Genomic DNA, 14,042 nt, shown 5'->3' with positions numbered 1-14,042 from the left:
GGAAATAATGGAGTTTCCCGAATCGGACATAAAAACTATCATCACCGATGAATAACCAATCATACGAGAACGCAAGGAGGACGGTGGCAAGGGAATGCCTGAATGAGTTAAACAGCATGCTCAAATATGACGACAAAGCAGTTACCGCAATTCTCGATAAATACACGCCCAAATTTAAACCACTCAATCACATGAAATTCAGTGCTAAATCAGTGCTGGCATATTATGTGCGGATTGTTAGGAAGGAGATGAAGTGAGGTGCATACATTGTAATAAAGAGCTGGATTTTGACGAGGCGTACTATTACGAAAATTCATGTAAGGAATGCGAACATTTATGGCTGACTCAAGACAGAGTCAGCAGAATTAAACTAATCAGGATGAGATTTAAATTGTATCTCAGGAGATTGATTAACCGTTATAGGAGAAAATAATGGATAGATACCCTCTATCATTTGATGAGGCATGTGGTTTTATAGGTGTATCGCCGCCAACATTAAGGAATTGGATTCGAACAGGTCGATTAGTAGCCGCAAGAAAAGACCCAACCAAAAAACAATCTCCGTATCTCATCACTCGGCAAAATTGCATTGCCGCATTAAACAATCCGATCCACACTGTAACCGTGAGCGCGGTTGACGCTAAGGAAGGTAATAAATGTCAATATTCCGCAGAGGCAAGACCTGGTACGCCGACATCACGATCCCAGGCGGCGAGAGAATTAAACAGTCTCTTGGCACGGAGGACAAGCGGCAAGCGCAGGAACTGCACGACAAATTAAGAGCCGACTTATGGAGAGTTGATAAACTTGGCGATTATCCTGATATCACATTTGAGGAGGCGTGCGTCAGATGGCTGGAGGAAAAGTCTGACAAAAAGTCTCTTGATACTGACAAGAGTCTAATTGGGTTCTGGCTCGAGCATTTTTCTGGATATCTATTGAAAGATATCACATCGGCAAAAATTTATGCCGCCATAGGTAAGATGCAGAATAGGTTAGCATTGGCTAATTGGCTGGCAAAAAAAGAAGCCCATGTCAAAAAGGGAAAGGATATCCCCGTCTATGTTCCGAAGCCAGTATCACAATCCACTAAATCTTCTCATTTAGCCTTGATGAAATCTATTCTCAGGGCAGCCGAGAGAGATTGGAAATGGCTAGACAAGGCTCCAATCATAAAAGTTAACCAGCCAAAGAATAAGCGCATTCGATGGCTGGAGCCGCAAGAGGCGGTAAGATTAATATCCGAATGCCCTGAACCACTAAAATCCGTCGTTAGATTCGCATTGGCTACAGGATTACGCAGGTCAAACATTGTTAATCTGGAGTGGCAGCAAATTGACATGCAACGAAAAGTAGCGTGGGTACACCCGGAAGACAGTAAATCAGGCAAAGCAATTGGGGTTGCTTTAAATGACACTGCTTGTCAGGTGCTCCGTGAGCAAATTGGGGGTCATCATAATTGGGTGTTTGTACACAAGAAAGCAGCAAATCGAAGTGACGGCACGATGACGCCAGCAATCAGGAAGATGCGCGTTGATAATAACACAGCATGGAATGCAGCGTTAAAACGAGCTGGAATAGAAAATTTCAGATTTCACGATCTGAGACACACGTGGGCTAGCTGGTTGGTTCAGTCAGGCGTCCCGTTATCTATTTTACAAGAGATGGGTGGTTGGGAGTCAATCGAAATGGTGCGTAGATATGCCCATCTAGCACCAAATCATTTGACTGAACATGCCAGACAGATAGATGTAATTTTTAGTGCTCACGTCCCACCTACGTCCCAGTCACTAGCGCACGACAAGGTGATAGGGATGTAGGTCATTGATTTAATTGGTGGGTCGTGGGAGGCTCGAACTCCCGACCAATTGATTAAGAGTCAACTGCTCTACCAACTGAGCTAACGACCCAACACGATTAATTATTCTCCAGTGTTAACGAGACGTCAATGGGTGCTATTCATTTTTTTACCAAGCGAACAAAATACATGCAATCTGCCATTTACTAGTAGGTTGAATTGTAACCGTCTGGTTTTTCATGTGAAATCCTTCTGTTAATACCGCGGCTGTCTATGTCACAATGTTCCCTTAAACACAGCTTGAGGGTATTAAGGCCATGCTGTGAGAATAAATTGGATACAACTATGGAAGAAAAAATACAACCCACTCGCACTCCTGAAACTGAAAATTCGCATCTACAGCGAAGTCTCACTAACCGACATATACAGCTAATCGCGATTGGCGGCGCCATCGGTACTGGTTTGTTTATGGGATCAGGCAAAACCATTTCCCTTGCGGGGCCGTCGATCATTTTTGTTTATATGATCATCGGGTTTATGCTGTTTTTCGTTATGCGTGCAATGGGAGAGTTATTGCTTTCCAATTTGCACTATAAGTCATTCAGTGATTTTGCAGCGGATTTATTGGGGCCGTGGGCCGGTTTTTTTGTGGGCTGGACTTACTGGTTTTGTTGGGTCATTACGGGTATCGCAGATATTGTTGCCATTACTGCCTATGTCGGATATTGGACGCCGAATTTTCCTGAATGGGGAACGTCGCTTTTGTGTGTTCTGGTATTGCTGACATTGAATCTTGCGACGGTAAAATTGTTTGGGGAACTGGAGTTTTGGTTTGCCATGATCAAAATTATTGCCATTGTTGCCTTGATTGTCACGGGAGGCATCTTAATTGGAATTCACTTCCAATCTCCGGCAGGGCATATTGCCTCACTTTCTAATGTCTGGAATGACGGTGGCATGTTCCCAATGGGGTTGAGTGGCTTTTTCGCTGGGTTCCAGATAGCGATATTTGCTTTTGTCGGTATTGAATTAGTAGGAACGGCTGCCGCAGAAACTAAAAATCCGATGAAATCCTTGCCAAAAGCAATTAATGCCATTCCAATCCGCATTATCACATTTTATGTTTTGGCGCTGATTGTCATTATGTCGGTCACCCCGTGGCGGGCTATTATTGCGGATAAAAGCCCTTTTGTAGAGTTATTTGTCCTGACCGGGTTACCTGCCGCAGCCAGCATTGTAAACTTCGTGGTTCTGACTTCTGCTGCATCTTCGGCAAATAGTGGTGTTTTTTCTACCAGCCGGATGTTGTTTGGTCTGGCGAAAGAAGGGAATGCGCCAAAGCAGTTTAGTCGTCTTTCTCGTCGCTCGGTTCCTGCATCGGGGTTGATCTTTACTTGCTTATGCCTCTCTTTTGGCGTCATTCTCATCTATTTTATCCCTGATGTGATGCGGGTTTTTACCTTGGTAACAACTGTCTCCGCCATTCTGTTTATGTTTATCTGGAGCATGATTTTGTGTTCCTATCTGGTTTATAGGAAACAGCGACCAGCTTTGCATCAGGCTTCGGTGTACAAAATGCCGTTTGGTATTGTGATGTCCTGGATATGTTTGGCTTTCTTTGCTTTTGTTTTGGTACTGCTTTCCTTACAGACAGATACTCGTCAAGCATTAATCGCCACGCCAGTTTGGTTCATTATTTTGGCGATTGGATTTCAGATTGTGAAAAAACGTAAAACCCGCCTTACTTGTTGAATAACAATCAATCCCATTAATTAAATATCAATGGCTCAAATATTGAGCCATTTTTTCCTTATGGAGTCAAAAGCGTACCTTGATGAAACCGAAGCTGCCATTTTTCACTTGCAGATAATTGCCAAATGGATGAACGGAGTGCCTGATTGAATGGATTGCCAGTTTGATCGATTTCATAAGATTGATAAGTTAGCAACACAATATTTTCATCCAGATAGTTCATAGAGAAGTCTTGTGAAAAAATAGGGGAAGTAGTGTTTATTTCTGTGGTTAATTCAGTGATCACGATTTTTTTAGTATAAACATAACCTGATTTACTGATTTCCAGAAAATCATCATGCAATACAGATTGAAGCCAATTAGCATTATTTCTTTTTTCGCCATGAAGACTGACTTCAAGTTGTTTGATAAATTCAAAAATAGCTGAATTTCCCTGAACCATATGAACTCCAAGGTAAATGAATTGGCATTAAATAATATCGTTAATCGGTAGGATTGTTATACTAAATATTTTTTTAACATGCTATTTACATTTGTTTTTTTATCAGGTAGTTATAAAGGGAGTCAAACAGAAAAGAGGTATACATGGAAATTATAATTAGGGCGACTGAGCCTGAAGATGCTGAACATTATCAACGAATCTATAGCCATCCCGATGTTTATTCTAATACTTTGCAACGTCCATGTCCTTCGCATGAAATGTGGCGGGAACGTTTAAAACTAAATAGAGAGCAAGGGCATATTGGATTTGTTGCTGAAGTCAATGGCAAAGTCGTGGGTACAGTGGGATTATTTACTTATATCAACCCAAGGCGAAGACATACCGTGAGCATTGGTATTGGTGTTGATGCGGCTTATTCAGGGAAAGGTGTTGGCTCAAAGATGATGGAATTCGTGATTGACTATGCGTTCAACTGGTTAGGTTGTGTCAGAATTGAACTAGAAGTCTTTGCGGATAATGAGAAGGCGATAGCTTTGTATACAAAATTTGGATTTGAAATGGAAGGTATCCGTCGTATGCAATCATTTAGAAATGGTCAATATTGTGATGTTATAGGGATGGCTTTGTTGAATAATCGGTTTGTATAATGCTTTCGGCATTTATGATAAAAAATTATATAGGGGAAGCATCGAATTTGACTGCTTCCTTTTATTTTAATGGAGCTGGGAAATGTTTTTCTTATTTAAACATTAGAAGCCTCGTTGTAGTATCTTATACTCATATTCTTGTGAATTTAGTTGGGTTTTTAGTTGTGTTATAAAGGTGTCTTGATGCTCAAACTCATTGCAGATAAATAAATCAAGCGCTGCATAGTCATATTCAGGCCATGTGTGTATAGTAAAATGTGATTCTGCCAGTATTAATACGCCACTAACCCCATAGGGTTTAAATTCATGAAAATTATGGGTAACAACATTAAGATGACATTTGTGGGCAACATCCAGCATTATTGTTTTAATTTCAGAGACAGACTTTAATTTATGACTATCACAATGCTTCATTTCCAGTACAAGATGAGTACCCAGTTGTTTGGTATCTCGCTGTTTTGAATGAATGGGTAAGGGAATTTTTTCTTGTCCCCGATACTGGAATTTTGTACCACAACATTGAGCACAACCTGTTTCTATCAATTTTTCTATTGTCAATATGTGTTTCCCATAGCCAATCGTCACCGTATTATAACATGTCTTACACTGGTAAAATTTTACCCGCGGATTAAGTTCACCAGTATATATCTTGCTTGAATAAGCACTGTTTTCTGGAATTGTTGGGTATGTATTCTGCGTTACAGAAAGCACATAGAGATCGCTAACATTACCAATGATACTACCACCATGATATTCATTGAATTGTGGGTAGATATTCTTGATGAGCAGATTTTGATGGTGAAATAACCGTTGTATCTCACGATGTTGTTCCGGTCTCTTTTGACCAAATGACAGTAATATTTCACTGTTCTCATTTCTGGAGAAACTAATCGCCCGAGATAGAAACAGTTTGAGTCCACTTAGAGTATAGGGAGGGTCGGTCAGAATAATATCGAATTTCCCTGTATATCCATGAGCATTTTTTAGATCTATGTATTCAGTATTAATGATAAAATCATTTTTCTCTGACACAGATTTAATAAATTCCAGCAATTCTTTATCAATGTCTTTGACACAAATATTTTGTGAATTATAGTGGCCGAGCATTTTGAGTGCTATCCCTAATGCCAGGGAAGTCAAATCATCATCGCCTAAAAATAAAATTTTCTGCTTAAATATATTCGGGTTCTTAAGCAATAACATGACCCTGCGTATAGCCGTTTCTAGCGTCCCGTGAGCCTGATCTAACATGACATTCACTTGTGGCCGAAGTTCATATATGGGTTTCAACAATGCCAATAGTTCACATTCAAATTCTTTTCTGTTTTCATCTGATGATAATGATATATATTTAGGTATGTTAACGGATTTATATCCAAGACTGTCTTTTACATATTTCACACCTGTTTCATTTAACTTAAAGATACCTTTTTTATCAGCTAAATTAAATTTTACTAATTCTTTTTTAAATGCAGATACGATAGGAATAGGTAAGCCGCTTTTTAATGATAATGCCTTGTTTGATGTATGCTCGCCTAAATACAAATGTATTAATAATGTCTCTAATAATTCAACAGGGTGAGTCAATGTCATATTGTTTTTTATAGCATTTAGTGTGTTATTCATGGCTATCTCTTTTTGAGGCTAATTCGGTAATATAGCTGAAATGCGTTTCTACTAACCCAGTTGTTAAGATACCAGTCAAAGCCATCACTGTGAGACCTTCCAGTATGAGAAAAATTTGTTCTGCTTGCTTTTGATCAAGAGCAGTCAACAGGGTGATAATTTGAATATGGGATTTATAAATTTCATATGCGATATGGCTATCGTCTTTTTGTGATTCCTGGATCATAAATTCATAACCCGCGACTCATACGGTGTCGCGAATATTCAATAAGTCTTTTTTTTCATTTTCTAAATATTCAGCAAAATTTTTGAACCCATTGTTTACTCGTTGTGAATTCATTTGCTGCACGAGCGCGACGAAAATTTCTTTAATTGATGGGTAGTAACGATAAACCCCACCACGACTGACTTCACATTCATTGATGATATCAGTCATTGTTACTTGACTATATCCTTTTCTAATAAAAACATTGAGTGATTTGTTTAAGATATACTGCTGCGTTTTCTGTGCCTTCATGTGATTTCCCATCATAAAAACGACAACTGTGTCACTTTAATAATGAAATTTATATCAAATACTTATGACTTGCAATAAAACATTTTATTTCAGGATGTTTGATTCCCCTTTGTATTATTACTTGAAATTAGTTTAATATAAAATTAATAAACCAGATAAACTTTTTCCATTTAATTTGTTTTTGAATGAAACCGCTTTTGGTGAACTGTTGCGTTTGCCAATTTCGTCATAGCTGACCGTCGTACCTACGGGAATTTCGCGCAATGCCAGTTTACCCTGAAAGTTTATCTCGATTTTGAAAAACCACATCTGCCAGGAAATCTGCGACCTTGCGTATTCGCGGTGAATGAGCCAAATCAGACTGAATGGTAAGCCAGATGGGTTTATCTATGCCTAAATCACGCGAAATACAGATAAGCCCAGCATTGCTGCCAGCAATATGGGGTAATACAGCTAATCCAAGTCCCTCATTTGCTGCGGCAATCTGAGTAAAAATTGATGTTGTTGCGATTGAAAGTGGGCGACCTTTTAAGGCTTGTTTAAGCCAGTTAACGGAAGGAAGTTGCGAATGCTCGCTTGTCCAGCCAATAAAATGTGCGTCGTCGTATTTGCCATTAAATATGCCAGAAGGACAGGTTGCTAAATAGGCTTCACTGCCATAAAGACCGAATCCTAATGTACCCAGTTGCCGGACATTGATGTGTCCTTGCTCAGGTCTGGTAATGCGAAGGGCTAAATCAGCATCACGGCGGTGGATATTGACAGAATAGAGGTCGGTTGTGATTTCTAATGCCAGTTTTGGATGATGTTTTTGTAAGATGGGCAAATTTGGCATAATTAAGTGGCTGGCTAATGTTTCTAGTGTTGCAAGCCGTACTGTTCCCGCAATGGTTGCCCGTGTATCTGCTTCAAACAGCAATGAACTTGCTGCCATTTCCATCGTCTCAGCTTTTAATAGTAGTTCTGCACCCTCTTCCGTTAGCCGATAACCCGCTTGATGCCGTAAAAATAAAGGTATTCCGAGAGTAGATTCCAGTCGTTCGATTTTTCGCGATACAGTTGCGATACCAATACCAAGATTTTCAGCGGCTTTACTAATAGTGCCTGTTCGTGTGACGGTCAAGAATACTCGAATATCATCCCAAATAAGTGCTTGCACGATGTAATTTCCATTTATGAAAAATTGATCACCAATATTATCTAAATATTTCAATATTGAAAGATGTCACAATCATTTTGCCAGAAGAGATTTAGTTTGTCGGATGAATAGATTAAAAATTAAGGTCATGGATATGAGAAAGACATCACAGTTCGCAGTTATGCTAACGTTAATTGCAACATTCTTTTGGGGATCAAATTTTCCGGTAACGAAATTCGTTCTTGCAAATTTGCCACCGTGGACAGCTTCAGTTGAGCGTTTTTTCTTTGCGGTTATTTGTATTTTCATTTTTTTAGCATGGAAAGAAGGAATTCATACCAAGGTTTTGAAACAAAACTGGCGGGAATTTATTGTTCTTGGAGCAATTGGTGTCGCGGGATTTAATGGCGCTTTTTTTGTTGGTCTTCAAAGTGCCAGCCCGATCACGGCTGCGTTGATAGTGGCAACAACGCCCATTTCTGCCAACATTCTGGAATCGATTATATATCGTCAGTTACCAAGGCTTATACGTATAATTGGCATGGTTATCAGTTTGCTGGGTGTTGCTTTAGTCATGACCAATGGTCAATGGATTTTAGGCGATATAATTCAGTCGGCAACTGGTGATATGATTATTTTTCTGGGAAGTCTTGGCTGGGCGACTTATACAGTAGGAATACGGGTATTTGTTAAAAATGCGACGCCATTGGAAACGACGAGTTGGACGATGCTTTTTGGTGCAATTATATTAGCATTTATTGCAATTTTTGTTGAATCACCACTGCATGCATTGTCATCTGGAACGTTTGAAAGCCATTTGGCTTGTATCTATATAGGTATTGGAGGTTCCGCCATTGCCTACCTTTTTTGGAATATGGGGGTTGCGATTCGTGGAGCAGGAAAGACGGCGATATTTTTCAATTTCGTGCCAATATTTGCGCTTTTAGTCCAAATGATTATGGGTGATATACCCAGTTTGGCACAAATGGTTGGTATTGTGGTGACTATTGCGGGTGTGTTTTTGGGGCAGGGGATGATATCGGTGGATAGGTTATTTAAAGGAATTTTAAGAAGGTAGATCGATAGTAAGAATATAGTATGAAAGTAAACATGATTTATCATGCCTAATTTTGTGGTGGCCATAAAAACTGATCCCAATTTGCCCGTTTTTTCCCTCTTTCAAGAGAAAAAGCCTTATTACCATACTCAGCCAGAGATCTTCGGCGAATGATCATTGATAAAAATAAAAACTAACATACAATCACAATGGTAACTAATTTATTAGTGGAGGTCTGATATGGAAAAATTTACTGATAAATTAATTAGCCTTGATCGATTCCTTTTACGGATAATGCGTTTTATTTTTCACGCATTTATTATTTTTTTGATCGGCATTATTCCGGGCGTGTTGGGTTTTTTCTTGATCGAAAGCCATGCTATACCTGATGCCATATTGAATTCTGTCTCAATGATTGGAACTCAAAATCTGCATATTGAGCCGGTCAGTATGCTGGGAAAATATTTTGCGGCTATTTATGGGCTATTTCTTCAGGCCATCTTTTTTATCGCTATTGGGATGGTAGTAACACCTTTTGTCCATCGAATACTGCATAGTTGGCACATCGATGATGAAGATTAAGGTCTTTCCGATAAATTTGTCTTGGCTAGAGAGTGAAATGATGAATCAGGGTCGTTGTTTATGTGGTGCTGTTGGTATAAAAACCAATCAAAGCATAGAGGAAGTTAATGTATGCCATTGTAATACTTGTCAAAAATGGAATGGAGGCCCATTTTTATCTGTAGATTGTAAAGATGACCTACAAATAGACGGTGCTGAAAATATTTCCGCCTATTCATCGTCCGAATGGGCAGAACGTGCTTTTTGTAGAAAATGTGGTACTCATCTTTTTTACCACCTGCATCATCCCAGTGCTTATTATGTACCCGTTGCCTTGTTTGAAAACAATCATTCAAGTAAATTATCCCGCCAGATTTATGTGGACAGCAAACCAACGTATTATAACTTTGTTGAAAAGACGCCAATGTTGACGAAACAAGACATACTTAACTTGTTTAAATAATCGTTATAATATGAGTGAGGGTAATATTAACCTCACTCATATTGTTGTGTATTAAAGGCAATTGTTCTAAAAAATATTAAACTGGGCCGTGTAGTCAAATTATTTCATAATAAATGAAATTATTAAAATAATTTACTTGATTGATATGTAACAATTTTCTTTCTGTTTCTCACTAATGTCAGTATAATCCATTATCTCATCAAAAAGATCTTGATATCTCTCAAGAGAGAATGCTGTCTGCTTTTCAATTATCTCATTAAAATCATGAAGATAAAATAAGCATACCCGCTTGGTTTTGGATCTTATCAATTTATCACTATTTCAGTGGGTATTACGTTAGTGGAGATGTTGTTTGATTAATGTGTTATTAGTTGATGACCATGAACTGGTTCGCATTGGCGTGAAGGGTATCCTTGATGATGCAAGAGGAATTAAAGTCGTAGGAGAAGCCAGCAGTGGAGAAGATGCGGTCAGATGGTGCAGATCAAACGGCACGGATGTTGTCATTATGGATATGGGAATGCCCGGTATAGGAGGGCTTGAAGCGGCTAAAAAAATTATCCGCTATTCACCTGATACGCGGGTGATTATGCTGACGATCTATACCGAAAGCTCCTTGCCAACGAAAGTCATGCAGGCAGGGGTCAGGGGATATTTGAGTAAGGCGGCAACGCCTCAGGACATGATTAACGCAATTCGGGCTGTTTATGCAGGGCAGCGTTATATCTCCCCTGATATTGCCCAGCAGATGGCACTCAATCAGTTATCTCCTCAGAAAGACAACCCGCTGGATGAGCTTTCGGAACGTGAATTGCAAATCATGACAATGATAACTCAAGGCCGTAAGGTTAATGAGATTTCTACCCTGCTTAACTTGAGTCCTAAAACAGTCAATAGCTACCGTTATAGAATGTTCAGTAAACTAAATATCAATGGTGATGTAGAATTGACCCATATGGCAATACGCTGCGGATTGCTTGACGCACAGAATATGGTGAACCAGGGTGGGTGAGAAAACTTGATGGGTGAAAAGAGTGGCAGAGCAATTTAATTCAAAGGCATTTTTGAAAACAGTCACTAGTCAGCCGGGTGTCTACCGAATGTATGATGTTACCGGTACGGTGATTTATGTCGGTAAGGCCAAGGATCTAAAAAAACGGTTATCCAGCTATTTTCGGACACAAGTTAGCAGCCGTAAGACAGAATCACTGGTGAAAAATATCATTCAGATAGACGTCACCATCACTCACACAGAGACTGAAGCTCTCCTGCTCGAACATAACTACATCAAACTTTATCAGCCTCGCTACAATGTATTGCTGCGAGATGATAAATCTTATCCTTATATTTTTTTGAGTGGTGATACTCATCCTCGTCTGGCCTTATACCGTGGCGCCAAACATGCGAAAGGCGAATATTTCGGGCCATTTCCCAATTCCCATGCTGTGCGTGATAGCTTGGCTTTATTGCAGAAACTATTTCCCATCCGCCAATGCGAAGACAGTGTCTATCGCAACCGTTCAAGGCCCTGTCTGCAATATCAGATTGGTCGCTGCCTCGCCCCTTGCGTTAGCGGGTTCGTAACAGATGAAGAGTACCAGCAGCAGGTTGAATATGTCCGTTTATTTCTGACGGGTAAGGATCAACAAGTACTGACTGAATTGGTGGGTAAAATGGAAGAAGCCAGCCAGCAACTTAAATTTGAAGAGGCCGCCCGTTACCGTGACCAAATTCAGGCGGTACGACAAGTGACTGAACGACAATTTGTGTCCGGGGAAGGGGATGACCTTGACGTTATCAGTGTTGCTTTTGAATCCGGTATGGCTTGTGTGCACGTCTTATTTATCCGTCAGGGAAAAATATTGGGGAGCCGGAGTTACTATCCTAAAATTCCTGTGGATACAGAACTGGATGAAGTCGTAAAAACTTTCCTTGGTCAATTCTACCTTCAAGGTAGCCAAAACCGGACATTGCCGACGGAAATTTTGCTGGATTTCTCGTTACCTGAAAAAGAACTGTTGGAAACTTCACTTTCTGAATTATCGGGCAGGAAAATCCATATTCAAGCGCGTCCAAGGGGAACCCGGGCGCGTTACCTAAAATTGGCGCGTACAAACGCTGCCACCGCGTTAACCACGAAACTTTCCCAGCAATCAACAATCCATCAGCGTTTGGAATTACTTGCTGCATTTACAGGTCTTACAAAAATCCAGCGCATGGAATGTTTCGATATCAGTCATACAATGGGAGAACAGACAGTGGCATCTTGTGTTGTTTTTGATGGCAATGGTCCTGTGCGCGCAGAATATCGTCGCTATAACATTACCGGCATCACACCGGGGGATGATTATGCGGCGATGAATCAGGTTTTGCGTCGTCGGTATGGTAAGGCGATTGATCAAACCAAAATTCCAGACATCATCTTTATTGATGGTGGTAAAGGGCAGCTTGCACAGGCAATTGAAGTTTTCAGCACTCTGGAAGTTGAATGGGATAAAAACTATCCTAAACTGATTGGGGTTGCTAAAGGAAGTGATCGTAAAGCGGGGCTAGAAACTTTGTTTTTCGAAGCGGAGGGAGAAGGCATGGCACTTCCCCCAGACTCGCCTGCCTTACACGTTATCCAACATATTCGGGATGAATCCCATAACCACGCCATTACAGGGCACCGTCAGCGTCGGGAAAAGGTGAAAAAAACCAGTACACTGGAATCGATAGCAGGTATTGGGCCAAAACGTAGACAAATGCTGTTAAAATATATGGGGGGATTGCAGTCATTACGCAACGCAAGTGTAGAAGAGATCGCAAAAGTGCCTTCTATTTCTTATGCATTGGCAGAAAAAATCTATAATGCGTTGAAACACTAAGAGTATTGATGCACCATACTGATAAACTTTACATGGCCAGATAGTTACTAAGCATTATGCAATTAAATATTCCAACATGGCTTACCTTATTCCGTATTGCCTTAATTCCATTCTTCGTTTTGGCATTTTACCTGCCATTCCAATGGGCACCGATGTTGTGCGCCATTATCTTTGTCATCGCTGCTGCAACAGATTGGTTTGATGGTTTTCTTGCCCGTTTGTGGAAGCAGACCACGCGCTTTGGGGCATTTCTTGATCCGGTGGCAGATAAAGTCATGGTTGCTACCGCGTTAGTGCTTATTACGGAACATTATCATACATGGTGGATCACACTGCCCGCCGCGACAATGATTGCTCGGGAGATCATCATATCCTCTCTGCGTGAGTGGATGGCTGAGTTGGGAAAACGCAGTAGCGTGGCTGTTTCCTGGATGGGTAAAATAAAAACCACTGCTCAAATGGCGGCATTGGTTGCTTTATTATGGCGTCCTTGCACTGAGCTGGAAGTGGGAGGATTCATCTTATTATACGCTGCTGCAGTATTGACATTCTGGTCAATGTTTCAATATTTGAGCGCTGCATGGGTTGATTTGCGTGAAGGCTGATCGAACTGGCGCAAAAATCATCGAACAAACAGGTTTTATAAATAATTGTGTTGACTCATTTCGTGAAATAAGTAGAATGCAACGCATCGAACGGCACATGAGATTTACGAAACAAGTTAAGTAAATCAACAAGTTCGAAGAAGAGCGGGAATAGCTCAGTTGGTAGAGCACGACCTTGCCAAGGTCGGGGTCGCGAGTTCGAGTCTCGTTTCCCGCTCCAAAAAGGCGCGTTGGCAGAGTGGCCATGCTGCGGATTGCAAATCCGCCTACCTCGGTTCGACTCCGGGACGCGCCTCCAAATTCAGCCCAGGTGGTGAAATCGGTAGACACAAGGGATTTAAAATCCCTCGGCTGTAAGGCTGTGCGGGTTCAAGTCCCGCCCTGGGCACCATACGAAAATTCACTGTAAATACAGTGAGTTAAAGAAAGAAAAAGCCTCCTGTAAAGGGGGCTTTTTTTATGACTCTGTTCCGTCCTAAATAAAGTTGACACTTTCCTTCATCTCTTTAGGAGAGTGTTATGAAATCAGAAAGTAAACGCACTCAGCGTGATTATTCATTGGCTTTTAA

General features: G+C 40.6%; 15 protein-coding genes and 4 tRNA genes. 13 read left to right on the top strand and 6 right to left on the bottom strand.

Annotation, left to right across the window (positions count from 1 at the left end):
• Positions 1–432 precede the first annotated feature (432 nt).
• Both Xbed_RS17140 and Xbed_RS17135 read left to right on the top strand, forming a co-directional pair.
• A complete protein-coding gene (locus Xbed_RS17140; protein WP_244182534.1) occupies positions 433–780 on the top strand; it encodes a helix-turn-helix domain-containing protein in 348 nt (115 codons plus the stop codon).
• Entirely contained in the window at positions 663–1,820 is a 1,158-nt protein-coding gene (locus Xbed_RS17135; protein WP_244182535.1) for a site-specific integrase, read from the top strand. The genes Xbed_RS17140 and Xbed_RS17135 overlap by 118 nt, the downstream gene beginning before the upstream one ends.
• A gap of 14 nt (positions 1,821–1,834) precedes the next feature.
• Here the strand turns inward: Xbed_RS17135 and Xbed_RS17130 are convergent.
• Positions 1,835–1,910 (bottom strand) — tRNA-Lys (locus tag Xbed_RS17130).
• Between the two features lie 233 nt (positions 1,911–2,143).
• Here Xbed_RS17130 and cycA point away from each other — a divergent pair.
• Positions 2,144–3,550, top strand: coding sequence for a D-serine/D-alanine/glycine transporter (gene cycA, locus Xbed_RS17125; RefSeq protein ID WP_086114058.1), 1,407 nt, complete (start codon positions 2,144–2,146; stop codon positions 3,548–3,550).
• A 58-nt stretch (positions 3,551–3,608) separates the two neighbouring features.
• On the opposite strand, the gene Xbed_RS17120 is transcribed toward cycA, so the two are convergent.
• Positions 3,609–3,992 carry a nuclear transport factor 2 family protein gene (locus tag Xbed_RS17120; RefSeq protein WP_086114057.1) on the bottom strand — a complete coding sequence of 128 codons (384 nt, stop codon included), beginning with the start codon at positions 3,990–3,992 and terminating at the stop codon, positions 3,609–3,611.
• 143 nt (positions 3,993–4,135) lie between these two features.
• Between Xbed_RS17120 and Xbed_RS17115 the strand changes: the two genes are divergently transcribed.
• On the top strand, positions 4,136–4,639 hold the full coding sequence (locus Xbed_RS17115) for a GNAT family N-acetyltransferase (RefSeq protein ID WP_086114056.1): 504 nt from the start codon (positions 4,136–4,138) through the stop codon (positions 4,637–4,639).
• A 102-nt stretch (positions 4,640–4,741) separates the two neighbouring features.
• Here Xbed_RS17115 and speD read toward each other — a convergent pair whose 3' ends face one another.
• The 4 genes from speD to Xbed_RS17095 form a co-directional block, all read right to left on the bottom strand.
• Entirely contained in the window at positions 4,742–6,265 is a 1,524-nt protein-coding gene (gene speD / locus Xbed_RS17110) for an adenosylmethionine decarboxylase (protein ID WP_086114055.1), read from the bottom strand.
• Complete coding sequence (locus tag Xbed_RS17105; protein ID WP_086114054.1) at positions 6,258–6,491, bottom strand: hypothetical protein; 234 nt, start codon at positions 6,489–6,491, stop codon at positions 6,258–6,260. The genes speD and Xbed_RS17105 overlap by 8 nt, the downstream gene beginning before the upstream one ends.
• An 18-nt stretch (positions 6,492–6,509) precedes the next feature.
• Positions 6,510–6,782: a TetR/AcrR family transcriptional regulator gene (locus tag Xbed_RS17100; protein WP_167371938.1), complete on the bottom strand. Its 273-nt coding sequence runs from the start codon at positions 6,780–6,782 to the stop codon at positions 6,510–6,512.
• 271 nt (positions 6,783–7,053) lie between these two features.
• A complete protein-coding gene (locus Xbed_RS17095) occupies positions 7,054–7,941 on the bottom strand; it encodes a LysR family transcriptional regulator (RefSeq protein ID WP_244182533.1) in 888 nt (295 codons plus the stop codon).
• Positions 7,942–8,044: 103 nt separating this feature from the next.
• On the opposite strand from Xbed_RS17095, the gene Xbed_RS17090 reads away from it, so the two are divergent.
• From Xbed_RS17090 to Xbed_RS17050, 9 genes are all read left to right on the top strand, one after another.
• Positions 8,045–8,998, top strand: coding sequence for a DMT family transporter (locus Xbed_RS17090; RefSeq protein ID WP_244182532.1), 954 nt, complete (start codon positions 8,045–8,047; stop codon positions 8,996–8,998).
• Between the two features lie 219 nt (positions 8,999–9,217).
• Positions 9,218–9,559 (top strand): hypothetical protein, encoded by a 342-nt coding sequence (locus tag Xbed_RS17085; protein ID WP_086114051.1) that lies wholly within the window; start codon positions 9,218–9,220, stop codon positions 9,557–9,559.
• 40 nt (positions 9,560–9,599) lie between these two features.
• A complete protein-coding gene (locus Xbed_RS17080) occupies positions 9,600–10,001 on the top strand; it encodes a GFA family protein (protein WP_086114061.1) in 402 nt (133 codons plus the stop codon).
• Positions 10,002–10,353: 352 nt separating this feature from the next.
• On the top strand, positions 10,354–11,013 hold the full coding sequence (uvrY, locus tag Xbed_RS17075; RefSeq protein ID WP_086114050.1) for a UvrY/SirA/GacA family response regulator transcription factor: 660 nt from the start codon (positions 10,354–10,356) through the stop codon (positions 11,011–11,013).
• A gap of 22 nt (positions 11,014–11,035) precedes the next feature.
• Positions 11,036–12,868, top strand: coding sequence for an excinuclease ABC subunit UvrC (uvrC, locus tag Xbed_RS17070; RefSeq protein WP_086114049.1), 1,833 nt, complete (start codon positions 11,036–11,038; stop codon positions 12,866–12,868).
• A gap of 56 nt (positions 12,869–12,924) precedes the next feature.
• Complete coding sequence (gene pgsA / locus Xbed_RS17065) at positions 12,925–13,473, top strand: CDP-diacylglycerol--glycerol-3-phosphate 3-phosphatidyltransferase (RefSeq protein ID WP_086114048.1); 549 nt, start codon at positions 12,925–12,927, stop codon at positions 13,471–13,473.
• A gap of 144 nt (positions 13,474–13,617) precedes the next feature.
• Positions 13,618–13,693, top strand: a tRNA-Gly gene (locus Xbed_RS17060).
• A gap of 4 nt (positions 13,694–13,697) precedes the next feature.
• Positions 13,698–13,771 (top strand) — tRNA-Cys (locus Xbed_RS17055).
• 6 nt (positions 13,772–13,777) lie between these two features.
• Positions 13,778–13,864 (top strand) — tRNA-Leu (locus Xbed_RS17050).
• Positions 13,865–14,042: the final 178 nt, after the last annotated feature.

The sequence above is a fragment of the Xenorhabdus beddingii genome, assembly GCF_002127545.1.
In the GTDB taxonomy this organism is placed as follows: domain Bacteria; phylum Pseudomonadota; class Gammaproteobacteria; order Enterobacterales; family Enterobacteriaceae; genus Xenorhabdus; species Xenorhabdus beddingii.
The sequence above is the reverse complement of the archived record's forward strand: the minus strand, read 5'-3'. Positions and strand labels throughout refer to the sequence as shown.